The sequence below is a fragment of the Schumannella soli genome, from assembly GCF_006517435.1.
Classification (GTDB): domain Bacteria; phylum Actinomycetota; class Actinomycetes; order Actinomycetales; family Microbacteriaceae; genus Schumannella; species Schumannella soli.
Window position 1 is genome coordinate 1,058,826 of record NZ_VHQG01000002.1, and the last position, 22,962, is coordinate 1,081,787.

A 22,962-nucleotide genomic window follows, 5' to 3' on the forward strand; every position below is an offset into this window, starting at 1 on the left:
TCGCCGAGAGGGTCGGGCGTGTCGTGCGGAGGCGACGCTGAGAGATCAGCCGCGTCGCTCGTGCCGTCAGGATCGAGCGCGCTACTCGATCCGCATCCGCCGCCGCGTCTGCTTGCCGAGCAGCGTCGCCGGGCGCAGCGCGGCCGAGCCGAAGCGCTCGGTGATCCCATCGACCGTGCGCTCGGCGTCGCGCCACTGCTCGTCGTCGTCCCAGAGGCCGAGCCCGGCCGCTCCCCCGCCGAGCTGCTCGGCGCGCACGCCGATCAGCCGCACCGGTCGCCCGTTCTGCGACGCCTGATCGTAGAGCTCGCGGGCGGCCTCGTAGATGCGCCGGCTCACGTCGGTCGGCTCGGCGAGGGTGCGCGAGCGGGTGATGGTCGAGAAGTCGCCGAAGCGCAGCTTGAGCACGACCGTGCGCGCGGTCACTCCGGCCGTGCGCAGGCGCGACCCGACCCCGTCGGCGAGACGCAGCAGCTCGCGGTGCAGCTCGGCGCGATCGCTGACGTTGTGCTCGAAGGTCGTCTCGTGCCCGATGCTCTTCTCCTCGCGCTCGGTGCTGACCGGACGCGGGTCGCGACCCCAGGCGAGCTCGTGCAGGCGCTCGGCGCCGGCGTCGCCGATCGCGCGCCGCAGGGTGTCGACCGGGGTCGTGGCGAGATCGCCGACAGTGCGGATGCCGAGGCGGGTGATCTTCTCCTCCGTCGTCGCGCCGACGCCCCACAGCGCCGAGACGGGCTGCGGGTGCAGGAAGTCGATCGTCTCCCCGCGGGGCACCACGAGGAGCCCGTCGGGCTTGGAGCGGGAGGAGGCGAGCTTGGCGACGAATTTGGTTGCGCCGGCCCCGACCGAGCAGACCAGTTGCGTCTCGCGCAGCACCCGCTCGCGGATCGCGGCGCCGATCTGCCAGGGCGAGCCCATCAGCCGCAGGGCGCCCGTCACATCCAGGAAGGCCTCGTCGATGCTCAGCCGCTCGACCAGCGGGGTGACGTCGTCGAGGATGCCCATGACCTGCTTCGAGGCGGCCGCGTAGAGCTCGAAGTGCGGCTCGAGCACGATCGCGTTGGGACAGCGCTGCAGCGCGAGCGACATCGGCATCGCCGAGTTCACGCCGTATCTGCGCGCCTCGTAGGTCGCGGCGGTGACGACGCTGCGTGCGGAGTCGTGGCCGACGATCACCGGCTTGCCACGCAGCTCCGGGCGCCGCAGCAGCTCGACGGAGGCGTAGAACGCGTCCATGTCGACGTGCAGAACCGTGGCCGTGAGGTCGCCGGAGTCGGCGTCGGTGACCTGCCGACCGCGGCCGTCCTGCTTGCTCACGCGCCCATCCTCGCACCCACCGCCGACACGGCGACGGGGCGCCGATCCGTCGTCGATCGGCGCCCCGTCGTGCGAGCGGTCGCGGTCGTGATCAGGTGCGCGCGCCCTTACGGCCGGTGATGAGACCCCAGACCAGCAGCACGATGATCGAGCCGATGACGGCGAGGATGATGCTGCCGATGTTGATGCCGGTCACGTCGCCGGCCCCGAACAGCGCGCCGCCGATGAAGCCGCCGACGAGACCGCCGATGATGCCGATGACGATCGTGGCGATGATGCCGCCCGGCTGCTTGCCGGGCAGAATCAGCTTGGCGATGGCTCCGGCGATGAGCCCGAGCACGATCCAGGCGAGGATTCCCATGATGCGACCTCCCAGTCGGTCGTGGTGCGCACGGGGTGTGCGCGGCCCGTCGTGGGGGCCTGAGACCACGGTGACAGCGCACGACGGTCAGGACAACGAGGAACTGACTGGGCGCGACCTGCGCGCGAGCCGTGCGTTCCTGGACGTCGGCGGCGAGACGTGGAGCCCCACGTCTCGAGGTGGGATGGTGATCGGCCGTCCCGGCGGATCAGCCCAGGGAGCCCGGGTTCGACAGCCGCCACCAGGGCCCGGGGTCGGTGATCTTCTTCGAGAGGGTGAGCGGCACCTCGACCGTGTTCGGCCCCGCCGAGAACACCGCGGTTCCGAGCTTGGCGCCCTTGAGCGCGACGCCGGTCTGGGCGGCCGTCACCTTCACCGCGATCGGGGTGTCCGACCAGACGAGCAGCGATTCCTTTTTGGCGGCGACGGCCTGGGACTTCTGGCCCCACACCGTCTGATAGCTGGCGAAGGCCGTGCCCTCGGCTGCGACATCCACCGAGTGGAACCCGGCGCGCGTGGTCGTCAGCAGGGTGACCAGGTCTCCGCGCAGCGTCTTGTGGTCAGGTGCGCCGACGACGACGCCGACGATGCGCACCGAGTGACCGCCGATCTTCCACGTCGCCGAGAACAGCAGGTTCGCGCCGTAGCCGTCGAGCGTCCCGGTCTTGATCCCGTCGACACCGTCGTGGCCGAGCAGGTAGTTGGTGTTCTCGACCTCGCCGACGCCCGGGATGGTCATCTTCTTGGTGTCGACGATCTGCGCGAGCGCCGGCTGGGTGAGGGCGATCTTGCCGAGCTCGACGAGGTCGGTCGCCGTGCTCGTGCTGCCCGGGTCGAGGCCGATCGTGTCGGCGACGGTCGTCGACGTCAGCTTGTGCGCGACGAGCCAGTCCTTCGCGGCGGCGAGGTAGGCCTCTTCGCTGCCGTAGGCCCACACCGCCGTGGTCTGCGCGTAGTTCGCGGCCGACTCGATCAGGGTCAGCTCGAGCAGCTGCCGCTCCGTGTAGACGGCGCCGGACTTGACCGGCTTCACCGAGCCGTTCATCGCCTGGTAGTGGCTGTAGTAGCCGACGTCCTTCGCGGTCATCGTGACCGAGGGGCCGTCTTCGTCGGCGGCCAGCGGATGCTTCTCGAGCACGACGAGGGTCGTGATGATCTTCGTGATGCTCGCCATCGCGTGCGGCTGGCCGTCGCCGCTCTGGGCGAGCACGCCATCCCAGCCGATCGCGCCGATGGCGCCGACGCCGTAGCCGGGGAAGGACGGCGCCGCGGCGGCCTGCGGCGCAGCAGGCGAGGAGATGGTCTGCGCGCTCGCCTTCGAGAGGGGCGCGAGCAGCGTCAGCGGCAGGTAGACCAGCAGCGCGACGACGACCACGAGGATGACGCCGACCGTGATGCGACGCCGGCGGTAGACTTGCGCGCGCGAACGGGGAGCGGTCGGGTTCGGCACCGGGTCATGCTAGCCGCGCCCGCCCGAGCGGACGCCCCGACCCGCCTGCGTCGACCGGCGCGCGTGCCGGAGTCGGCGTACTCGCGGATACGGCTGGGGCGCGCGCCGAGCGACGATCCTCAGGTCGGAGTGCGCAGCGCCCAGAGCGCGACGGCGCTCGCCGCGGCGACGTTGAGCGAGTCGACGCCGTGCCGCATCGGGATCGTGACGACGCGATCCGCGCCGCGGAGTGCCGCGCGGCTGAGACCGTCGCCTTCGGTGCCGAGCATGAGCGCGACGCGCTCGGGGGCGGATGCGGCGTAAACATCCAGCGTGACCGCATCGTCGGCGAGGGCGAGCGCCGCGATCTCGAAGCCGGCGTCGTGCAGCTGGTCGGCGCCTTCGGGCCACTCCGCGAGGCGGGTCCACGGCACCTGGAGCACCGTGCCCATGCTGACGCGCACGCTGCGACGGTAGAAGGGATCGGCGCAGCGCGGGGTGACGAGCACCGCATCCGCCCCGAGTCCCGCGACCGCCCGGAAGATCGCGCCGACGTTGGTGTGGTCGACGACATCCTCGATCACGACGACGCGGCGGGCGTCGGCGAGCAGCTCGGCGACCGGCAGCAGCGGCGGGCGGTGCATCGCCGCGAGAGCTCCCCGGTGCATGACGTAGCCGGTGAGCTGCTCGAGCACGCTCGACTCCCCGACGAAGACGGGGATGTCGTACGCCTCGACGAGCGGGCCGATCTCGGCCAGCCACTTGCGCTGCAGCAGCACCGAGCGCGGGCGGTGCCCGGCGGCGAGGGCCCGCTCGACGACCTTGGTCGACTCGGCGATGTAGAGGCCGCCCTCGGGCTCCGTCTTGCGTCGCAGCACGACGTCGGTGAGCCGGGTGTAGTCCTCGAGCCGCGGATCGGCGGGGTCGTCGATCTCGATCAGCTGCACTCGCGGAAACATATCCGAAAACTCGTGCGTTTACTCTGGCGAGGCACGGGTCTGCTCCTCGACCCGTCGGAAGGAGTCGTCGGTGACGACGGACGCGACCAGCACCAGCGCCGCGGTGCGCACGGCAGGGCTCGACGAGGCCGTCGACGCGATGACGGACATCCTCGTCGGGCGGCCGATCGCGATCCTCACCGGCGCGGGTCTCAGCACCGACTCCGGCATCCCCGACTACCGCGGCGAGGGCTCGCGCGTCGTCAACCCGATGACGATCAGCCAGTTCCTCGGCGACGAGACCGCGCGCAAGCGCTACTGGGCCGGCAGCCACCTCGGCTGGCGGCGCTTCATGGCGGTGCAGCCGAACGCCGGGCATCGCGCGATCGCGGCGCTCGAGCTCGCCGGCGTCGCGAACGGCGTCGTCACGCAGAACGTGGATGGGCTGCACCTGCGGGCCGGATCGCGGCGGGTCGTCGACATCCACGGCTCGTCCGACCGCGTGCGCTGTCTGCAGTGCGGGCAGATCTTCTCCCGCGACGGGGTCGCCGAGCGGATGGCCGCCGCGAACCCGTGGCTCAATGCGCCCGAGGGCGTCGAGCTGAATCCCGACGGCGACGTCGTGATCGAGCACTACGGCGACATGGTCGTGCCGAGCTGCACGGTGTGCGGCGGCGATCTCAAGCCTGAGGTGGTGTTCTTCGGCGAGTTCGTGCCGACCGAGAAGTTCGCGGAGGCGAGTGCACTCGTGCGCGGCGCCGAGGCGCTCGTGATCGCGGGCTCGTCGCTCACCGTGAACTCGGGGATCCGCCTTCTCGACCAGGCCGCGAAGCGCCGCATCCCGATCGTGATCGTCAACCGCGGCACGACGAAGGGCGACGCCCGCGCCACGCTTAAGATCGACGCGGGGACCTCGGAGGTGCTCGGCGCTCTGGCCGAGCGGCTGACCGCGAGCGTCTGACCTCCTGAGTCGCGGTCCCGGAGAAGGACCATGACCGAGCTCTTCCTCGTGCGTCACGGCGAGACCGACTGGAACCTCGCCCGGCGCATCCAGGGCCGCACCGACATCCCGCTCAACGACACCGGCCGCGCGCAGGCGAAGGCCGCCGGCGAGCTGCTCGCCCGACGCAGCTGGGACGGCGTGTATGCCAGTCCGCTGTCGCGCGCGACCGAGACGGGCGCGATCATCGCCGCCGAGCTCGGCCTCGCCGCCCCCGCGCCGGTTCCCGGTGTGGTCGAGCGCGAGTACGGCGAGGCCGAGGGGCTCACCTGGGAGCAGATCGAGCAGAAGTTCCCCGAGGGCGCCGAGGTGCCCGGACGCGAGACACGCGAGCAGGTGGCCGAGCGCGTCGTCGGCGCGCTCTGCGAGCTCGCCGCCGCGCACCCGGGCGAGCGGCTCATCGTCGTGAGCCACGGCGGCGCGATCCGCTCGGTGCTGCAGCACGCGGAGCCGGACACGCAGCACCCGATGATCACGAACGGATCGGTGCACAGCTTCCGGGTGACGGATGACGGCCTCGAGCTCATCGCGTTCGACGACCCGATCGGGGCCGAGTCGGTGGGCGACGGCGGCGACATCGAGGAGCAGAACGCGCTGGAGCACCGGCCGAGCTGAGCCGGGTCGCCCGTTCTCGCGAGCGACCCGGCTCCTCTACGGGAATCAGCTCGTCAGCACCTGCACGCGGTCGAGCGTGATGGTGCCCGGGTCGAGCCGCAGGGCGAACGCCGGATGCCACGCCGCGAGCTGGTCGGCCGGGATCGCGACCGAGACCGGCGCGCTGCGCAAGCGCGTCCAGGTGCCCGCGTGCTCGATCCAGCTCGACAGCCGGCCGTTGCTCACGACGGTCGCGAGGCGGTCGCCCGGCTGCCAGGTGACGGCCGATGAGCCGCCGCCCTCGGCATCCCCGCGGCCCTGACCGCCGACGACGACGTTCACGCCGCTCGACTGACCGCGGTGGTTGTACCAGCTCATCGCGATGTCGTCCGGGCCGTTCGTCAGGCCGAGGAAGAGGCTGTTCTCGCCCCCGTCGCCGGCAGCGAACGACTTCGGCGTCATCACGACGGCCGACTGCGCGCCGGCCGCGACCGGGACGGTGAACAGACCGCGGTCGCGACCGCCGGTCGACGTCACCACCAGGGTTCCCGCAGCCGTGTCGACCGTCGCGGTCGGCGCCGGCTCGCCGAGCTGGCCCTGCAGCCCGTACCGCGCGAGCTCGTCGGTCGAGAAGTCGTCGTTCCACGCTGTCGTCGGGAACGCCGCCGGGTCGAACGCCGCCCGCGCGACGACCACGGTGTCGGCCGTGAAGCCGCGACGCGTCGAGTCGACCGCGTAGCGCAGCGGCGCATCCGCTCCGATCGCGAGATCGGCGGGCGGCGTCACCTTCCACTTCGAGGTGTAGGTGCCGGGGCGCGGCTTCGTGACGCCGCGGTCGAGCCGCTCGACCTTCCAGCCGACAGGAGCGACGAGCTTGTCGCTCGCGACGGTGCTGTCGCGACTCGTGATCTTCAGCGTGGTCGTCACGGTGGTCGGCGTCGCCGCAGTGACCGCGATCGAGCCGTCGGCCGCGGTCGCGATCGACGCCCGGATGCTCGCGTCCACCGGTCGCCAGGCCCCGAAGGAGGTCACGCCGAACGCGGCTCCCGACTGCGGCGTGCCGACGAGACGCAGCGCGTCGGTCGTCACGGGTGTGGTGAGCTGGATGCGGTTGAGCGCCCCGCCCACCGGCGTCGCGGGCGTCGGCGCTCCGGGCACCGCGGCCCAGCTCCCGTCGGACTTGCGGTACTCGACGCGGTACGACGCCGGCACCTTCACCCCGCCGCCGTCGTCATAGAAGGTCGTGCGCACATCCCGCACGGTCGTGGCCGTGCCGAGATCCACCTGCAGCCAGTCGCTCGCGTTCGGCGAGCCGTAGGTCGTCCAGCGCGTGCCGGGCACGTCGAGCTGGAAGTCCTGACCGTCGATCGCCTCGGCCGGGCTGTCGTCGCGCCAGCTGTAGCTCGCGGTCGCGACCGGGTAGGCGCGGCCGTCGGGCGCGGCGAGGTCGTCGGCCTCGGGTGCGAGCTGAGCGCGGGCGCCCTTCGCGGGAACGCGGACCGTGACGTCGCCGAGCTTCTTCTGGCTCAGCACCTTCTTGCCGTCGAGCCACACGCTGAGGCCCTTGCCCGCCGCGTAGTGCGAGCCGTCCCGATCCCACACGACCGTGAGGTTGCGCCCGTGATACGGCACGTTCTCGGCGGCGAAGTGGTCCCATCCGCCGACCTGCGGATCGATCCGCACGCTGTCGCCGGTCTGCCCACGGATGCCGAGCAGCGATCCGAGCACCAGGTCGGTGTAGGTGGAGTGGTTGTAGTCCTCGCTGTGGCCCGTGCCGTCGTAGAGCCAGCGGTCCTCGTCAGGGTGGTGCGCCTCGGCGACGTAGGGCTTGCCGTCCTTGCGCTGCGTCAGCGCGTAGCCGTGCATGAGGTCGACGAGATCCTGGCTCGTCACGACCTTCTGCTTCGGGTAGTCGGCGAGCAGGTTGCCGAGCGCGGTCGCGGTCTGGCTCGTGGCGTAGGGCCACGACGGTCCGCTCCAGCGGCAGCATCCCAGCTCGGCGTCCTTCATGAACAGCGGGCTGCGACGCTCGACCGTCGTCGGACCGTAGGCCGCTGTGAAGCCCTGCTCGTCGGTGAGCTGCGCCCAGGCCGCCGTGTGCGCGGCATCCTTCGGAGCCATGTCGAAGGCCCAGGGGATGAAGCCGATCTCCTCGCGGTCGGCGATCTTGGTGCGCTGCGGGTTGTCATCGCGCATGACGTGCTTGTAGAAGCCCGACTGCGCATCCCACAGGTACTTGTCCTGCGCCTTCTGCAGCGCCGCCGCGGCGTCGCGGTACTGCTTCGCCGTGCGGCGGTCGCCGCTGAGGTCGGCGAGCTTCGCGATCGCCTGCGCGTCGCCGTACTGGTAGGCGTTCAGCGTCGGCCGGTAGCCGGCGCCGCCGTGATACGGATCGTCGCTCTGGTACGAGCTGGCGGTGTACTCCATCGCATCCCACACCGGCGTCTGCCAGTAGAGGCCCGTGGCCTTGTCGTACTGCGGCGACCACCCCTGCCACTGCTTCTCGAGCGTGCCGAGTCGCGCGGTGGCCTCGTCGACGCGGCCGTCGACCTCGGCCTTCGCGAGCACGGCGTCGGCGACCCAGAACGAGTACTGGTGCGCCCAGTCGGTCGTGTCGCTGCCGAGTCCGTCGGTGGCCGGCTTCGCACCCGCGCCAGGACCGGTGAGCCAGTAGTCGAGGTAGTCGTCGACGTAGCGCTGATCGCGCAGCCAGCGGCCCTCGTAGATGTGGTGGCCGGCCGCGGCCGAGATCGCGCCGCCGGGCGCGGCGTAGCCGACCGGCCCGAGGAACTCGGTGACGATCCAGCCGTTCTCGGGCCCGGTGTATTTCAGCGCCTCCTTGTAGGTGCGCCAGCGGTAGTAGTACGTGCTCTCGATGTCGGCATCGGGCAGGTCGACGAAGGGGATGTTCGCCTCGAACCACGCCGGATCGGGCAGTCCGGCGAGCTTCTGCTGATGGTCGAGGAAGCTCGTGCCGGCCCCCACCGCCGGATAGGGCCCCGAATCGCTCGCGCTGCTCTGGTCGTGGGCGAGGGCGGGGAGCGCGCTGAGCACGCTGGCCGTCACCGCCATCCCCAGGGTCAGTGCGAACGTATTTCGCACACGATTTCGGACACTCCTGGACATGAAGGAACCCCGCTCTCCCCGGTGACGCCGATGTCACCGCCCGTTGACGCTGACGCTATCGAGCGGGGACGGTTCCGGTCAACGATCCCGGGGGCGAGGCGGGTGAGAGCGGGGTCAGCGACGCCGCGCGACCCGCGCGGCGTGCACGCGCTCGAGAACCTCGAGCAGCGCCTCGGCGGCATCCGCCCAGCGATAGTGCGCCGCGCGCTCACGCGAGGCCGCGGATCGGGCTGTCCACTCGGCCGGATCCTCGAGCGTCCGCACGGCGGAAGCCAGCTGCTCGGCCGAGCCCGGCGCGAAGTAGAGCGCCGCATCCGACCCGACCTCGCGGAAGATCGGGATGTCGCTGACGACCACCGGGGTGCCGCGACTCATCGACTCGACGAGCGGGATGCCGAAGCCCTCCGCGCGCGAGGCATGCACGAAGGCGGTGGCGCGGTCGAGCGCGGCGGCGTACTCGGCATCGCTCGCGCCGTTCGCGAAGACGACGGATTCCGGGGTCGGAGCGAGCGCGGTCAGCCGGGCGCGCTCGGCGTCGGAGACGCGGCTGAGCAGGGTGAGCCGGTAGCCGGGCAGGTGATGCAGCGACCGCACCAGCACATCCACGCCCTTGTAGGGCATGAACGAGCCCATGTAGACGAGCTCGCGCGGCGCGCCGGTCTGGGCGGCGGCCTCCCCCGGCTCGACCCGCTCGACCGGCGGCGCGAGCTCGTCGGCCGCGTTCGTCACCACGGTGATGCGCCGCCTCGTGAGCCGGTGCTTCTCGATCAGGCGCTGCGACGTCGCCGAGACCGTCGTGATCTCGTCGGCGCGGTTGAGCAGCCAGCGCTGCGGCCACCACGACAGGTGGTACAGCCGCCAGAGCAGACGGATGATCTGCGGCAGATCGCGCGGCGGGGTGCGGTTCTCGTAGTAGATGAGGTCGTGCAGCGTGAGCACCAGCCCGTACTTCCTGCCCGCCGATCCGATCGTCTGCATCGGCGACCACACCACGTCGGGCTTCAGCCGGTTGATCTGCCGGGCGATGAACGGCTCGCGCGCGCTCGTCGGGCCCGAGACCTTCTGCCACGGCAGGTCGGGCAGCATCTCGAGCTGACGTTCGTCGCTGATCAGCATCGTCACGTCGTGCAGGCTCGCGAGCGCCTCGACGACGCGCGCGCCGTAGCGGCTGATGCCGTCGTGGAACCCGATGCGGGTGTAGCGGCAGTCGACGACGACCTTCACGCGGCGCCCTCGCCGGCGCCATCGACCGTCGTCGATCCGTCGCCCTCTGATCGCTCCGCGAGGAAGCGCTCGATCTCCGCCGCGGCCTCCCGCGGACGCTCGTAGTGGATGAGGTGCCCGACTCCCGGCAGCTCGACGAGCCGTGCGTCCGGCAGCTTCGTCAGCAGGGCGTGCTGCCCGGCCATCGGCGCGATCAGGTCGTCGGAGCCCGCGATCAGCAGCGTCGGCATCGTCAGCGCCTCGGCCGCCCGCGTCACATCGGTGCTCAGCGAGGCATCGAAGCCCTCGGCCAGCGTGTCGCGGTCGCTGAAGCCCGAGAAGTAGCGGCCGTGCTCCTCGTGGATCCAGCGCTTGAGCACCGCATCGGGCGTCTTCGCCAGCGTCACCGACATGAAACGCACGATGAGCGGGTTGCCGAGCCAGGCGCCGCCGGCGCGGGCGGGGAGCTTTCGGCCGACCGTGTAGTAGAGCCGGGTCAGGCGCGCGAGGGCACCGTTGACGCCCGACATCGGGTCGGTCGAGATCGGGTTCACGAGGATGAGGCGCGGCGTCGGCAGACCGGCCGCGAGGGCGTGCGCGACGACGATCGAGCCGAAGCTGTGGCCGAGCAGCGGCACCGTGCCGCGCAGCCCGAGCGCGCCGAGGAACTCGCCGAGCCAGGCCGCGTAGCCGGCGATGCCGTGCTCCCCCGGCGCCATCGGCGTCGACTCCCCGAATCCGGGCAGGTCGGGGGCGATGATGCGCAGCCCCGGCAGCTGGGCGAGCACGGGTTCGAGGCCGTGATGGTCGCCGCGGTAGCCGTGGACCACGACGAGGGCGACGGGTGCATCCGCCGGTCCGTAGTCCCAGTAGCGGGTGCGCGAACCCCGCGCGTCGACCTCGCCGGTGCGCGTGGGCAGGGCGGCGAGCTGGGCGGCGTAGGGCGAGGGGACGGGCATCTCGCTCAGTCTAGGGAGCGCGGGACGGACGGCTCCCCGCCAACCCGGGCGATTCCTGAACGCCTCTGGGCACGCGAAACGGCTCTGCCTAGGGTGAGGAAGGTGACCTTCACCGCGCCGATCACGTTGCCCGGACTCGCCCTGAACCCCGAGTGGTACCGCAGGTCGGTGTTCTACGAGGTGATGGTGCGCAGCTTCGTCGACTCCAACGGCGACGGCACCGGCGACCTGCAGGGCCTCATCTCGAAGCTCGACTATCTGCAGTGGCTCGGCATCGACGGCATCTGGATCCCGCCGATCTACACGTCGCCGTTGCGCGACGGGGGCTACGACGTGCAGGACTACAAGGGGATCCTCCCCGACTTCGGCACGATCGACGACTTCCGCGAGCTCGTCACCAAGGCGCACGAACGCAACATGCGCATCGTCATCGACCTCGTCATGAACCACACGAGCGACCAGCACGAGTGGTTCCAGCAGTCGCGCAGCGATCCCGACGGCCCGTACGGCGACTTCTACGTGTGGCGCGACACCGACGAGGAGTACTCGAACGTCCGCGTCATCTTCGTCGACACCGAGGACTCGAACTGGACCTTCGACTCCGAGCGCCGCCAGTTCTTCTGGCACCGCTTCTTCTCGCACCAGCCCGACCTCAACTTCGAGAACCCGGCCGTGCACGACGCGATGTTCGACATCGTGCGCTACTGGCTCGACATGGGCGTCGACGGACTGCGACTGGATGCGATCCCCTACCTCTACGAGTCCGAAGAGGGCAACGGCGAGAGCGAGCCGCCGACGCACGAGTTCATCCAGAAGCTGCGCGCCATGGTCGACCTCGAGTACCCCGGCCGCGTGCTCATCGCCGAGGCGAACCAGTGGCCGGCCGAGGTGGCGAAGTTCTTCGGCACCGACGAGGCGCCCGAATGCCACATGGCCTTCGACTTCCCGGTCATGCCGCGCATCTTCTACTCCCTGCGCTCGCAGTCGGCGCAGGAGCTCAAGCGCGTGCTCTCCGAGACGCAGGAGGTGCCGGCCGGCGCGGCCTGGGGCGTCTTCCTGCGCAACCACGACGAGCTGACGCTCGAGATGGTGAGCGAGGAGTACCGGCAGGCGATGTACGGCTGGTACGCCTACGACCCGCGGATGCGCTCGAACATCGGCATCCGACGCCGGCTCGCTCCCCTGCTCGACAACTCGCGCGCCGAGCTCGAGCTCGCCCACGCCCTGCTCTTCTCCTTGCCGGGCGCGCCCTTCCTCTACTACGGCGACGAGATCGGCATGGGCGACAACATCTGGCTGCCCGATCGCGACTCCTCGCGCACGCCCATGCAGTGGACGCCCGACCGCAACGCCGGCTTCTCGTCCGCCGACCCCGGCAAGCTCTACCTGCCGGTCGTGCAGTCGCTCGTCTACAACTACTCGCTCGTCAACGTCGAGTCGCAGCTCGCCCAGTCGCGCTCGCTGCTGCACTGGGTGCGCAACGTCATCCACGTGCGCAAGAACCACCCGACCTTCGGGCTCGGCTCGATCCAGGTGCTCGACACCGACCACGAGTCGGTGCTCGCCTTCGTGCGCGACCACCCGGGATCGGGCACGCAGTTCGGCGACCAGCCCGAGCGCGTGCTCTGCGTCTTCAGCTTCGCCCACAACCCGGTGTCGGCCCGCATCAAGCTGCCCGACGACGCCGGAGAGCCGCTCTTCGACCTCTTCGGCGGCGGCGAGTTCCCGTCGGTCGGCGACGACGGCGAGGTGCGGCTGACGCTCGGAACGCAGAGCTTCTTCTGGCTCCACGTCGGCCAGCCGCGCTTCACGGCGACGCAGCACTACTGAGGCGCGCGCCGGCGTCGTCGTCCTCGGCGGCGCGGGTGACGGAGGGTGTCGGCGGCGCGCCCTAGCCTGGTGGCATGAACAACTGGTTCGACCTCCTCGGCGTCTTCGATCTCGAGACGACGGGAGTCGACACCAGCACGGCGCGCATCGTCAGCGCCCACGTCGGGTTGCTCGACGAGAGCGGCGCCGTGATCGAGCGCGACGACTGGCTCGCCGACCCGGGAATCGAGATCCCCGAGCAGGCGAGCGCCGTGCACGGCATCACGACCGAGCGGGCCCGCGCCGAGGGCGCCCCGGCCGCGAACGTCGTCGCCGAGATCATCGAGACCTTGCGCCGGCTGACCGAGCGCGGCATCCCGATCGTGATCTACAACGCCCCCTACGACCTGTCGCTGCTCCACGCCGAGGCGCTGCGCCACCACCTCGAGCCGCTCGGCGAGCCGGGCCCGATCATCGACCCGCTCGTGATCGACAAGGCGGTCGACCGCTACCGCAAGGGCAAGCGCACGCTCGTGCTCGCCGCCGAGCACTACGGCGTGCAACTGGATGCGGCGCACGATGCCGGCGCGGACGCGATCGCCGCCGGGCGGGTCGCGCAGGCCATCGGCCGCACCTTCCCCGACGAGCTCGGCGTGACCGCCGAAGACCTGCACGGCCGCCAGGAGGTCTGGTTCGCCGAGCAGGCGCGCAGCTTCCAGGACTACATCCACCGGGTGAAGGGCGACACGTCGTTCGTCGCGCCGACCGCGTGGCCGGTGCGATGAGCGACGCCCCCGTCGCCGCGTCCGACGGCGACGCGTCGGGTCGCACGGTGCTGCGCATCGCCGCGGCCGTGATCGAGGGCGACGACGGCCGCCTGCTGTTCGTGCGCAAGCAGGGCACGACCGCGTTCATGCAGCCGGGCGGCAAGCTCGAGCCCGACGAGGCGCCCGACGCCGCCCTCGTCCGCGAGCTCGCCGAAGAACTCGGGCTCGACGTCGCGCCGAGCGAACTGGGCTTCCTCGGCCGGCATCACGCCCGCGCCGCCAACGAACCCGACACCGACGTGGATGCGTGGGTCTACGACGCGCCGCTGACCACCGAGCCGCGCATCGCCGCCGAGATCGCCGAACTGGCCTGGGTCGATCCGAGCGACCTCGGCGATCGCGACGTCGCCCCGCTCAGCCGTGACATCCTCGTGCCGCTGGTGCTGGCGCGCCGCGCCGTGCGCTGAGTTCGAGCGAGCCGCAACCGAGCCGAGCAGCCGCGTCTGCGCGCAGCGCCACAACGCAGAAAGGCCCCGACCGCATGGTCGGGGCCTTTCGTCGCTCGCGAGGAGCGGATGCTTACTTGCCGAAGTTGGCGAAGCGCTTGTTGAACTTCTCGACGCGGCCGGCGCTGTCCATGATGCGCTGCTTGCCCGTGTAGAACGGGTGCGAGGCCGACGAGATCTCGACGTCGATGACGGGGTAGGTCTCGCCGTCGAGCTCGATGGTCTTGTCGCTGGTCGCGGTCGAGCGGGTCAGGAAGGTCTCACCGCTCGCGAGGTCGCGGAAGACGATCGCGCGGTACTCGGGGTGGGTCTCGGTCTTCATGGCTCTACCTCGGATGGATCGAATCGTGGGATGGAAAGTCTGCGGGCCCGAACGGACCAAGGGTCGATGCTACCAGATCGACGCCGCCGCCCGGCCGCAGGATCCGGGGGCGGTGTGTCGGTGTCGGCTCAGGCCGCGCGGGCCGCGAACCGGCCATCATCGCTGCGCTCGACCATGAGCGGCAGACCGAAGGCCTCGCTCAGGTGCGGCTCGGTGATGACGTCCTCGATCGGGCCGGCAGCGCGCACGCGCGCGTCGGCGATGAGGAGCGCGTGAGTGAATCCCGGCGGGATCTCCTCGACGTGGTGGGTGACCATGACCATGGCCGGCGCCTCGGACGAACGGGCGTAGTTGCCGAGCAGCTGCACGAGCTCCTCGCGCGCGCCGAGGTCGAGACTGGCGGCGGGCTCGTCGAGCAGCAGCAGCTCGGGGTCGGTCATGACCGAGCGGGCGATCTGCACGCGCTTCTGCTCGCCGTCGCTGAGGTTGCCGAAGCGGCGCTCGGCGAGGTGGTCGAGCTTCCACTCGGCCAGCACGCGGCGGGCGCGGCGGATGTCGACGTCCTCGTAGTTCTCGTTCCAGCGGCCGGTGACCGAGTAGGCCGCGGTCAGCACGACATCCAGCACGCTCTCGTCGGCGGGGATGCGGCGGGCCAGGGCGCTCGACGCGAAGCCGATGCGCGGGCGGAGGTCGAAGACGTCGACCTTGCCGACCGTCTCACCGAGAAGGATCGACTCGCCCTCGGTCGCGTGGATCGACGCGGACACGACCTGCAGGAGCGTCGTCTTGCCGGCGCCGTTGGGTCCGAGGATGACCCAGCGGTCGGTGGGCTGCACCTCCCACGACACGCGATCGAGGATGCGATTGCCGTCACGCACGACCGACACGTCGGTGAGCTGGAGAACACTGCCCATGATCCCCAACCCTAGTCGGCTGGAGCCGGGCGCGGCCGGTACGCCGGCGCGTGTCCGGCGCACGATCCGGATCGGATCAGGCGAGCACCCGGTCGTAGATCGCGCGGGTCGCCTGGGCGATGCTCGACCAGCTGAACTGCGAATCGGCGCGGGCCCGCCCGGCCTCGCCGTAGCGACGCGCCTGCTCCGGGTCGGAGACGACCTCGGTGAGTGTGCGCGCGAGATCGTTCACGAAGGTCTCCGGGTCGATCGGGGTGCCGGTGCCGTCATCCACCTGCTCGATCGGCACCAGGCGGCCGGTGACGCCGTCATCGACGACCTCGGGGATGCCGCCCGTCGCCGTGCCGACGACCGCCGCCCCGCAGGCCATGGCCTCGAGGTTGACGATGCCGAGCGGCTCGTACACCGAGGGGCAGACGAAGGTCGTCGCCTGCGACAGCACGGCGCTGAGCTCGTGGCGACTGAGGATGCGCTCGATCCAGACGACGCCGGTGCGCTCCTGCTGCAGCAAGTTCACGCCCGCCTGCACCTCGGCGAGGATCTCGGGGGTGTCCGGAGCGCCGGCGCAGAGCACGAGCTGCACCTCGGGCGGCAGCTGCCGAGCGGCCGCCAGCAGGTAGGGCAGGCCCTTCTGCCGGGTGATGCGGCCGACGAAGACCACGCTCGGCCGGTCGGGGTCGATGCCGAGCTCGCGCAGCACCTCGCCGTCGTCGACGCGCTGCCAGCGGCTCAGGTCGATGCCGTTGTGCACGACGTGCAGGCGGGTCTCGTCGAGGTCGGGGTAGCTGCGCACGATGTCAAGCGCCATGCCGTTCGAGACGGCGATCACCGCATCCGCCGCCTCGAAGGCGGTCTTCTCGATCCAGCTCGACACGCGATAGCCGCCGCCGAGCTGCTCGGCCTTCCAGGGGCGCAGCGGCTCGAGGCTGTGGGCGGTGACGACATGCGGGATGCCGTGCAGCAGCTTCGCGAGGTGCCCCGCGCCGTTCGCGTACCAGGTGTGCGAGTGCACGAGGTCGGCGCCGGCGACGTCCTGCGCGATCGCGAGGTCGACGCCGAGCGTCGCCAGCGCGGGGTTGGCGCTCGTGAGCGTGGGCGGCACCAGGTAGCTGGTGACGCCGTCCTCCTCGCGGGGCATGCCGAAGGCGCGCACCTGCACGTCGAGGTCGGCCTGCGTGTCGCGGAGCGCGGTGACGAGCTCGGCGACGTGCACCCCCGCACCTCCGTAGACCTCCGGCGGGAACTCACGGCTCAGCAGGTCGACTCGCATGGTGCCGACGGTAGTACAGACTGACCGCGCGCTGTACGGGCGGAATCGACGGTGGTCGCGGCGGGCATCCACCGCCTATGTTGGCCCCATGGCATCGAAGAAGATCTTCGGAATCGTTCTGGCTGGGGGCGAGGGGAAGAGGCTGATGCCTCTCACCGCCGACCGCGCCAAGCCCGCGGTCCCGTTCGCCGGCGGCTACCGACTGATCGACTTCGCGTTGTCGAACCTCGTGAACTCCGGCCTGCGGCAGGTCGTCGTGCTCACGCAGTACAAGTCGCACTCGCTCGATCGTCACGTCTCGCAGACCTGGCGCCTCTCCGGCATGCTCGGCGCCTACGTCGCCTCGGTGCCGGCGCAGCAGCGCCTCGGCAAGCGCTGGTTCAGCGGCTCGGCCGACGCGATCCTGCAGAGCCTCAACCTGCTGCGCGACGAGAAGCCCGACATCGTGGTCGTGGTCGGCGCCGATCACGTCTACCGCATGGACTTCAGCCAGATGATCGAGGCGCACATCGAGTCGGGCGCCGGTGTCACGGTCGCGGCGATCCGGCAGCCGATCTCGCTCGCCGACCAGTTCGGCGTCATCCAGACCGACGCGGACGACCCGACGAAGATCGCCGAGTTCCTCGAGAAGCCGAAGAACCCCGTTGGTCTCGCCGACTCCCCCGGCGAGGTGCTCGCCTCGATGGGCAACTACGTCTTCGACGCCGACGTGCTGATGGATGCGGTCATCCGTGACGGCGAGAAGCCCGACTCGAACCACGACATGGGCGGCGACATCGTGCCGGACTTCGTCTCGCGCGGTGAGGCAGCCGTGTACGACCTCAACCGCAACGAGGTGCCCGGGTCGACCGACCGCGACAAGTTCTACTGGCGCGACGTGGGCACGATCGACAGCTTCTTCGAAGCCCACCAGGACCTCATCTCGGCGCTGCCGGTCTTCAACCTCTACAACCGCGACTGGCCGATCTTCAGTCAGCAGCTCAACTCGCCGCCGGCCAAGTTCGTGCGCGACGAGGGCGGCGCGATCGGCACCGTGATCGACTCGATCGTGTCGCTCGGCGTGGTGGTCGTCGGCGGTCATGTCGAACGCAGCGTCGTCGGACCGTGGACCACGATCGGATCCGGGGCGAAGCTGAGCGACTCGATCGTGTTCGACCAGGTGACGATCGGCGCGGGCGCCGTCGTGCAGCGCGCGATCCTCGACAAGGAGGTCACCGTCTCGCCCGGGGCGCAGATCGGGGTCGATCACGACGCCGACCGCGCGCGCGGCTTCACGGTGACCGACTCGGGAATCACGGTGGTCGGCAAGGGCGAGCGGGTCGACTGATCGCGGGGGCTCATCCCGATCGCTCCGACTCCGCGTGACGGGGCGGCTCAGGGGGCTCTCGTCGCGCCGCTAGGCTCGGGAGCCGTGCCCCGCTTCCTCGTGCTGCTCGATGTCGATTCCACTCTGATCGAGAACGAGGTGATCGAGCTGCTGGCCGACGAGGCCGGATCCGCCGACGCCGTGCGCGACGTGACCTTCCGCGCGATGAACGGCGAGCTCGACTTCGAGCAGAGCCTCCGCGAGCGCGCCGCGACCCTCGCCGGGCTCGACGACGGCGTCTTCGATCGCGTCGGCGCCCGCGTCGAGGTCACCCGCGGGGTTCCGGAGCTGGTCGCGGGCGTGCACGCGGCGGGCGGTCACGTCGCCGTCGTCTCGGGTGGATTCCACGAGATCGTCGACCCCGTCGCCGAGCGGCTGGGTCTCGATCATTGGCGCGCCAACCGCCTCGAGGTCGTCGACGGCCGACTGACCGGCGGGCTCGTCGGCCCGATCATCGACGCCGCCGCCAAGTCGACCGCCCTGCGCGAGTGGGCCGCCGCGCTCGATGTGCCGCTGAGCCAGACGATCGCGATCGGCGACGGAGCGAACGACCTCGACATGATGTCGAACTGCGGCCTGTCGATCGGCTTCGACGCCAAAGCCCCGGTCCGTGACGAGGCGGCCGTGCTGCTCGACGAGCGCGACCTGTCTCTCGTGCTGCCGCTGCTCGGCCTGCCGCGCGTCTGATCCCGCGAACGCCCACGCCCATCCGCTCACGCCCGTCGCCGGCGGCCGTGAGCGCGGTCGTCAGACGAGGTAGCTGACGGTCACGAGCGCGACGACGACCGCGACCGAGACGACGCCGATCGGCCAGAGCACCCGGCGAGCGACCGCATCCGCCACTCCCCCGCGGCGCAGCGCCGAGCCGGCGATGAGCAGGGTCGCGAACAGCACGCCCGCGGTGAGGATGACGCCGATCGCCAGCGGGATCGGCAGCACCCCGGAGCCGGCCCCGTGCAGCGACGACGCCACGAGCGGCGCCGAGACGATCCACTGCACCGCGGCGCCGATCAGTCCGACACCCGCCGCCGAGGCGATGACCCGTGCGCGGTTCGGCGGGATCTCGGCGCGATCGTCGTGCCGCGACGCCGAGGCGGGACGGCCGGAGCGAGAGGGGCGACGCGTCATGATGCGCTGCCGACGCTGCGCGTCAGTGGCCCATGCCCAGGCCGCCGTCGACCGGGATCACGGCGCCCGAGATGTAGCCGGCGTCATCGCCGGCGAGCCAGGTCACGACACGGGCGACCTCGTTCGCGCTGGCGTAGCGGCCCGCCGGGATCGCCTTGAGGTACTCGGCCTGCTGCGCCTCGGGCAGCGCGGCGGTCATCTCGGTCTCGATGAAGCCGGGCGCGACGACGTTCGCGGTGATGCCGCGGGCGCCGAGCTCGCGGGTGAGCGAGCGGGCGAAGCCGACGAGGCCCGCCTTCGACGCCGAGTAGTTCGCCTGACCGGCGCTGCCGTAGAGGCCGACCACGCTGGAGATGAGCACGATGCGGCCGAAGCGGGCCTTGAGCATGCCCTTCGACGCGCGCTTGACGACGCGGAAGGCGCCGCCGAGGTTCGTGTCGACGACGGCGTCGAAGTCGTCCTCGCTCATGCGCATCAGCAGCATGTCGCGCGTGATGCCGGCATTCGCGACGACGACCTCGACCGGGCCGAGCTTCGCCTCCACCTCGGTGAAAGCCGCGTCGAGCGCGGCCGAGTCGGTCACATCCGCTCGCACCGTGAGGGCGCCCTCGGGACCTTCTCCGGAGCGCGCCGTGACGGCCACGCGGTGGCCCTGGGCGACGAACTCCTCCGCGATCGCGCGGCCGATGCCGCGGTTGCCGCCGGTGATGAGAACGGTGCGAGAGGTCATGACTCCCGAGCCTATCGGCGTGCAGGTGATGCCCCCGCGACGGACGTACTCTTGACGGGCAATGCGCCACGAGTCCGCCGCCGTCACCGAGCTCCCGATCTCACCCGAGCAGGAGCGTCGATCGCGCATGATCAAGTACGTCGTGGCGATGACGATCCGCGTCGTCTGCGTGATCCTCTGCGTCGTCGTGAAGGGATGGTGGCTGGTGCTCCCGATCCTCGGCGCGGTCTTCCTGCCGTACTTCGCCGTCGTGATCGCGAACGCCGCCGGCCCCCGCACGACCCGCCGCGTCGCGCGTCCGGGCGCCGTCGTGAAGGTCACGCGGCGGGACCGCGACGCGTGATCGGCCTCGGCGGCGACCCGGACCGCACGACCTGCTCCTCGGCACGCTGCCGCGCCGATGCGGCGTGGCGCGTGAACTGGCGCAACCCCCGCATCCACGGCGCCGACCGGGTGAAGGTCTGGCTCGCGTGCGACGAGCACCGTGCGACGCTCGGCGACTACCTCGCGACCCGCGGGTTCCCCGTCGTGATCTCGCCGCTCGACTCCCCGGTCGACGTCGTGCCGGATGGCGCCGTCCCGGCCGGATCCGCGGTGACCGACGCCGCTTCCGCCCCTCGACCCGACGGAGCCCGCTCGTGAGCGCGATCATCCGCTTCCTGCGTCGCTGGGGCGGCTACCTCGCCCTCGTGATCGTGTTCGCGATCGCCTGCGCCCTGCTGTCGAACTGGCAGTGGGAGCGCCGCGCCGAGGCCGTCGCCGCCATCCAGCGCGTCGTCGACAACTACGACGCGAAGCCCGTCGCCCTCGACACGGTGCTGCCCGAGCTCGACTCGTGGAAGCTCGACGACGAGTGGACGCCCGTGACGTTGACCGGCCGCTACCTGCGCAGCGAGCAGGCGCTGGTGCGCAACCGTCCGCTCGAGGGCAACCCCGGCTGGGAGGTGCTCGTGCCGCTGCAGCTCGACGACGGCCGCGTGTTCCTGGTCGACCGCGGCTGGGTCTCGGTCGGCGACAAGCAGGATCTGCCCGACAGCATCCCCGCCGCGCCGAAGGGCGAGGTCACGGTCATCGCGCGACTCAAGGCGAGCGAGCCGACGATCGGCGCGAGCACCTCGTCGAAGGGACAGCTGGCCACCATCCATCTGCCGACCGTCGCCGAGCACCTCGGCGACCGCCCGACCTACACGGGCGCCTACGGGCTGCTGGCGAGCGAGAGCCCCGCCGTCGCGACGCCGACCCTCTCGCAGAAGCCCGAACCCGACGAGGGACCGCACCTGTCGTACGCGCTGCAGTGGATCGCCTTCGGCATCCTCGCCTTCGTCGGCCTCGTCTGGGCCGTGCGTCGCGAACGGCGGATCGCCCGCGAGGAGGCCGCCGAGCGCGCCGGACTGCCGAAGCCGGAACCGAAGCGGCGCCGACGACTCAGCGACGCCGACATCGAGGACGAGCTGCTCGACAGCGTGCGCTGACGTCGGATCGTCGGAGCGCTTACGCGAGCTCGATGAGCTCGGCGTACTCCTTATTCCAGTGGTCCTCGACGCCCTCGGGCAGGATCAGCACGCGCTCGGGGTTCAGCGCCTCGACCGCACCCGGGTCGTGCGAGACGAGCACGACGGCGCCCGAGTAACCGGCCAGCGCCGAGAGGATCTCCTCGCGGCTCGCCGGGTCGAGGTTGTTGGTCGGCTCGTCGAGCAGCAGCACGTTCGCGCCCGAGACGACGATCATCGCCAGCGCCAGGCGGGTCTTCTCGCCGCCGGAGAGCACGCCGGCCAGCTTGTGGCCGTCGTCGCCGGTGAACAGGAACGAGCCGAGCACCTTGCGGGCCTCGGTGTCGTTGAGGTTCGGCGACGAGCTCTTCATGTTCTCGAGCACGCTGCGCTTCACGTCGATGGTCTCGTGCTCTTGCGCGTAGTAGCCGACGCGCAGGCCGTGACCCGGCTCGATGCGACCCGTGTCGGGCGCATCCACGCCGGCGAGCATGCGCAGCAGCGTCGTCTTGCCGGCGCCGTTGAAGCCGAGCACGACGACCTTCGAGCCGCGGTCGATCGCGAGGTCGACAGAAGTGAAGATCTCGAGCGAGCCGTAGCTCTTCGACAGGTTGGATGCCGCGAGCGGCGTGCGCCCGCAGGCGGCCGGCTCGGGGAAACGCAGCTTGGCGACGCGGTCGACCTGACGCACCTCGTCGAGTCCGGAGAGCATCTTCTCGGCACGCGCGACCATCTGGTGCGCGGCGGCCGCCTTCGAGGCCTTGGCACCGAAGCGCGCGGCCTGCTGCTGCAGCTGCGAGGCCTTCTTCTCGACGTTGACGCGCTCCTTCTTGCGGCGCTCCTCGTCGGCCTCGCGCTGGCGCAGGTAGTGCTTCCAGCCCATGTTGTAGACGTCGATGACCTGGCGGTTCGCATCCAGGTAGAAGACCTTGTTGACGGTCTCGCCGACGAGCTCGACATCGTGGCTGATCATGATGACGCCGCCCGGGTAGCCCTTGAGGAACTCGCGCAGCCACACGACGCTGTCGGCGTCGAGGTGGTTGGTGGGCTCGTCGAGCAGCATCGTGTCGGCGCCCGAGAACAGGATGCGTGCCAGCTCGATACGGCGCCGCTGACCGCCGGAGAGAGTCTTGAGCGGCTGGTCGAGGATGCGGTCGGGCAGGGCGAGGTTCGACGCGATCGCGGCGGCCTCGGCCTCCGCGGCGTAGCCGCCCTGCGCGAGGAAGCGGTCTTCGACCCGGCCGTAGCGGGCCATCGCCGCCTCGCTGACCTTCGCATCCGTCGACGCCATGTCCTCGGTGGCCTGGCGCAGGTCGATCACGAGCTGGCCGAGTCCACGGGCGTCGAGGATGCGGGTGCGGGCCGTCGACTCCGGGTCGCCGGAGCGCGGGTCCTGCGGCAGGTAGCCGATCTCGCCGGTGCGGTCGATGCGACCTGCGGTCGGCAGCGACTCGCCCGCGAGCACCTTCGTCATCGTGGTCTTGCCGGCGCCGTTGCGGCCGACGAGGCCGATCTTGTCGCCGGCGTCGACGCGGAAGTTCACGTTCTCCATGAGCAGGCGGGCGCCCACGCGGAGTTCGAGGTCGTGGACGGCGAGCACGATGGAGGTCCGATCTGCGGGATGCGGGAGAGGTCTGGGAGCGTCGGCGGCGACGCGCGGGCGCGGCATCGGGTGACGATGACGAGAGCCAGCCGCCCAGTTTACGTCAGCCCGGCACTCCGCGCCGACGCGA

The 22,962-nt window shown here is 70.9% G+C and carries 23 protein-coding genes; 10 read left to right on the forward strand and 13 right to left on the reverse strand.

What is annotated here, in order from left to right; translation table 11 throughout:
* Positions 1-81 precede the first annotated feature (81 nt).
* The 4 genes from FJ657_RS10610 to FJ657_RS10625 form a co-directional block, all read right to left on the reverse strand.
* Complete coding sequence (locus FJ657_RS10610; RefSeq protein ID WP_141163592.1) at positions 82-1,317, reverse strand: DNA polymerase IV; 1,236 nt, start codon at positions 1,315-1,317, stop codon at positions 82-84.
* Between the two features lie 91 nt (positions 1,318-1,408).
* Complete coding sequence (locus FJ657_RS10615; protein WP_141163593.1) at positions 1,409-1,678, reverse strand: GlsB/YeaQ/YmgE family stress response membrane protein; 270 nt, start codon at positions 1,676-1,678, stop codon at positions 1,409-1,411.
* A 208-nt stretch (positions 1,679-1,886) separates the two neighbouring features.
* On the reverse strand, positions 1,887-3,128 hold the full coding sequence (locus FJ657_RS10620) for a D-alanyl-D-alanine carboxypeptidase family protein (RefSeq protein ID WP_141163594.1): 1,242 nt from the start codon (positions 3,126-3,128) through the stop codon (positions 1,887-1,889).
* 119 nt (positions 3,129-3,247) lie between these two features.
* The gene (locus FJ657_RS10625) at positions 3,248-4,054 is read right to left on the reverse strand and encodes a TrmH family RNA methyltransferase (RefSeq protein WP_141163595.1); all 807 of its coding nucleotides are present in this window, start codon (positions 4,052-4,054) and stop codon (positions 3,248-3,250) included.
* Positions 4,055-4,205: 151 nt separating this feature from the next.
* On the opposite strand from FJ657_RS10625, the gene FJ657_RS10630 reads away from it, so the two are divergent.
* Together FJ657_RS10630 and FJ657_RS10635 are read left to right on the forward strand one after the other, a co-directional pair.
* Complete coding sequence (locus tag FJ657_RS10630) at positions 4,206-5,006, forward strand: Sir2 family NAD-dependent protein deacetylase (protein WP_141163996.1); 801 nt, start codon at positions 4,206-4,208, stop codon at positions 5,004-5,006.
* 30 nt (positions 5,007-5,036) lie between these two features.
* A complete protein-coding gene (locus FJ657_RS10635; RefSeq protein WP_141163596.1) occupies positions 5,037-5,660 on the forward strand; it encodes a histidine phosphatase family protein in 624 nt (207 codons plus the stop codon).
* A gap of 45 nt (positions 5,661-5,705) precedes the next feature.
* Here the strand turns inward: FJ657_RS10635 and FJ657_RS10640 are convergent, their stop codons facing one another.
* The 3 genes from FJ657_RS10640 to FJ657_RS10650 all read right to left on the reverse strand — a co-directional run bounded on the left by FJ657_RS10640 (position 5,706) and on the right by FJ657_RS10650 (position 10,927).
* Positions 5,706-8,705: an MGH1-like glycoside hydrolase domain-containing protein gene (locus FJ657_RS10640; protein WP_219995896.1), complete on the reverse strand. Its 3,000-nt coding sequence runs from the start codon at positions 8,703-8,705 to the stop codon at positions 5,706-5,708.
* A gap of 174 nt (positions 8,706-8,879) precedes the next feature.
* Complete coding sequence (locus FJ657_RS10645) at positions 8,880-9,989, reverse strand: glycosyltransferase family 4 protein (protein ID WP_141163598.1); 1,110 nt, start codon at positions 9,987-9,989, stop codon at positions 8,880-8,882.
* Positions 9,986-10,927, reverse strand: a complete 942-nt coding sequence (locus FJ657_RS10650; protein ID WP_141163599.1) for an alpha/beta fold hydrolase — start codon at positions 10,925-10,927, stop codon at positions 9,986-9,988. Before FJ657_RS10650 ends, FJ657_RS10645 begins: the two co-directional genes overlap by 4 nt.
* Positions 10,928-11,029: 102 nt before the next feature.
* Between FJ657_RS10650 and treS the strand changes: the two genes are divergently transcribed.
* The 3 genes from treS to FJ657_RS10665 all read left to right on the forward strand — a co-directional run bounded on the left by treS (position 11,030) and on the right by FJ657_RS10665 (position 13,970).
* A complete protein-coding gene (treS, locus tag FJ657_RS10655; RefSeq protein WP_141163600.1) occupies positions 11,030-12,757 on the forward strand; it encodes a maltose alpha-D-glucosyltransferase in 1,728 nt (575 codons plus the stop codon).
* Between the two features lie 74 nt (positions 12,758-12,831).
* Positions 12,832-13,521, forward strand: a complete 690-nt coding sequence (locus FJ657_RS10660) for an exonuclease domain-containing protein (RefSeq protein WP_141163601.1) — start codon at positions 12,832-12,834, stop codon at positions 13,519-13,521.
* A complete protein-coding gene (locus FJ657_RS10665) occupies positions 13,518-13,970 on the forward strand; it encodes an NUDIX hydrolase (protein ID WP_141163602.1) in 453 nt (150 codons plus the stop codon). Before FJ657_RS10660 ends, FJ657_RS10665 begins: the two co-directional genes overlap by 4 nt.
* 112 nt (positions 13,971-14,082) lie before the next feature.
* Here the strand turns inward: FJ657_RS10665 and FJ657_RS10670 are convergent, their stop codons facing one another.
* From FJ657_RS10670 to glgA, 3 genes are all read right to left on the reverse strand, one after another.
* A complete protein-coding gene (locus tag FJ657_RS10670; RefSeq protein WP_141163603.1) occupies positions 14,083-14,331 on the reverse strand; it encodes a type B 50S ribosomal protein L31 in 249 nt (82 codons plus the stop codon).
* A gap of 128 nt (positions 14,332-14,459) precedes the next feature.
* Positions 14,460-15,245, reverse strand: coding sequence for an ABC transporter ATP-binding protein (locus FJ657_RS10675; protein WP_141163604.1), 786 nt, complete (start codon positions 15,243-15,245; stop codon positions 14,460-14,462).
* 76 nt (positions 15,246-15,321) lie between these two features.
* Positions 15,322-16,515, reverse strand: coding sequence for a glycogen synthase (gene glgA, locus FJ657_RS10680; protein ID WP_141163605.1), 1,194 nt, complete (start codon positions 16,513-16,515; stop codon positions 15,322-15,324).
* 88 nt (positions 16,516-16,603) lie between these two features.
* On the opposite strand from glgA, the gene glgC reads away from it, so the two are divergent.
* Both glgC and serB read left to right on the forward strand, forming a co-directional pair.
* Positions 16,604-17,842, forward strand: a complete 1,239-nt coding sequence (gene glgC / locus FJ657_RS10685; RefSeq protein WP_141163606.1) for a glucose-1-phosphate adenylyltransferase — start codon at positions 16,604-16,606, stop codon at positions 17,840-17,842.
* An 84-nt stretch (positions 17,843-17,926) separates the two neighbouring features.
* A complete protein-coding gene (serB, locus tag FJ657_RS10690; RefSeq protein WP_141163607.1) occupies positions 17,927-18,568 on the forward strand; it encodes a phosphoserine phosphatase SerB in 642 nt (213 codons plus the stop codon).
* 60 nt (positions 18,569-18,628) lie between these two features.
* On the opposite strand, the gene FJ657_RS10695 is transcribed toward serB, so the two are convergent.
* Positions 18,629-19,009: a hypothetical protein gene (locus tag FJ657_RS10695; RefSeq protein ID WP_141163608.1), complete on the reverse strand. Its 381-nt coding sequence runs from the start codon at positions 19,007-19,009 to the stop codon at positions 18,629-18,631.
* Positions 19,010-19,031: 22 nt separating this feature from the next.
* Complete coding sequence (locus FJ657_RS10700; protein WP_141163609.1) at positions 19,032-19,739, reverse strand: beta-ketoacyl-ACP reductase; 708 nt, start codon at positions 19,737-19,739, stop codon at positions 19,032-19,034.
* Positions 19,740-19,800: 61 nt separating this feature from the next.
* On the opposite strand from FJ657_RS10700, the gene FJ657_RS10705 reads away from it, so the two are divergent.
* From FJ657_RS10705 to FJ657_RS10715, 3 genes are all read left to right on the forward strand, one after another.
* Positions 19,801-20,082, forward strand: a complete 282-nt coding sequence (locus FJ657_RS10705) for a DUF3099 domain-containing protein (protein WP_141163610.1) — start codon at positions 19,801-19,803, stop codon at positions 20,080-20,082.
* Between the two features lie 71 nt (positions 20,083-20,153).
* A complete protein-coding gene (locus FJ657_RS17560; RefSeq protein ID WP_439653938.1) occupies positions 20,154-20,381 on the forward strand; it encodes a hypothetical protein in 228 nt (75 codons plus the stop codon).
* The gene (locus FJ657_RS10715; protein WP_255447264.1) at positions 20,378-21,211 is read left to right on the forward strand and encodes an SURF1 family cytochrome oxidase biogenesis protein; all 834 of its coding nucleotides are present in this window, start codon (positions 20,378-20,380) and stop codon (positions 21,209-21,211) included. The genes FJ657_RS17560 and FJ657_RS10715 overlap by 4 nt, the downstream gene beginning before the upstream one ends.
* 19 nt (positions 21,212-21,230) lie before the next feature.
* Here the strand turns inward: FJ657_RS10715 and FJ657_RS10720 are convergent, their stop codons facing one another.
* Positions 21,231-22,829 (reverse strand): ABC-F family ATP-binding cassette domain-containing protein, encoded by a 1,599-nt coding sequence (locus FJ657_RS10720; RefSeq protein ID WP_141163611.1) that lies wholly within the window; start codon positions 22,827-22,829, stop codon positions 21,231-21,233.
* Positions 22,830-22,962: the final 133 nt, after the last annotated feature.

Excerpts from the sequence above, each read along its gene's own strand:
- FJ657_RS10615 (WP_141163593.1), bottom strand. The coding sequence starts at position 1,678 with ATGGGAATCCTCGCCTGGATCGTGCTCGGGCTCATCGCCGGAGCCATC.
- FJ657_RS10630 (WP_141163996.1), top strand. The coding sequence starts at position 4,206 with ATGACGGACATCCTCGTCGGGCGGCCGATCGCGATCCTCACCGGCGCG.
- FJ657_RS10635 (WP_141163596.1), top strand. The coding sequence starts at position 5,037 with ATGACCGAGCTCTTCCTCGTGCGTCACGGCGAGACCGACTGGAACCTC.
- FJ657_RS10650 (WP_141163599.1), bottom strand. The coding sequence starts at position 10,927 with ATGCCCGTCCCCTCGCCCTACGCCGCCCAGCTCGCCGCCCTGCCCACG.
- FJ657_RS10660 (WP_141163601.1), top strand. The coding sequence starts at position 12,832 with ATGAACAACTGGTTCGACCTCCTCGGCGTCTTCGATCTCGAGACGACG.
- FJ657_RS10665 (WP_141163602.1), top strand. The coding sequence starts at position 13,518 with ATGAGCGACGCCCCCGTCGCCGCGTCCGACGGCGACGCGTCGGGTCGC.
- FJ657_RS10670 (WP_141163603.1), bottom strand. The coding sequence starts at position 14,331 with ATGAAGACCGAGACCCACCCCGAGTACCGCGCGATCGTCTTCCGCGAC.
- FJ657_RS10675 (WP_141163604.1), bottom strand. The coding sequence starts at position 15,245 with ATGGGCAGTGTTCTCCAGCTCACCGACGTGTCGGTCGTGCGTGACGGC.
- glgA (WP_141163605.1), bottom strand. The coding sequence starts at position 16,515 with ATGCGAGTCGACCTGCTGAGCCGTGAGTTCCCGCCGGAGGTCTACGGA.
- glgC (WP_141163606.1), top strand. The coding sequence starts at position 16,604 with ATGGCATCGAAGAAGATCTTCGGAATCGTTCTGGCTGGGGGCGAGGGG.
- FJ657_RS10695 (WP_141163608.1), bottom strand. The coding sequence starts at position 19,009 with ATGACGCGTCGCCCCTCTCGCTCCGGCCGTCCCGCCTCGGCGTCGCGG.
- FJ657_RS10700 (WP_141163609.1), bottom strand. The coding sequence starts at position 19,739 with ATGACCTCTCGCACCGTTCTCATCACCGGCGGCAACCGCGGCATCGGC.
- FJ657_RS10705 (WP_141163610.1), top strand. The coding sequence starts at position 19,801 with ATGCGCCACGAGTCCGCCGCCGTCACCGAGCTCCCGATCTCACCCGAG.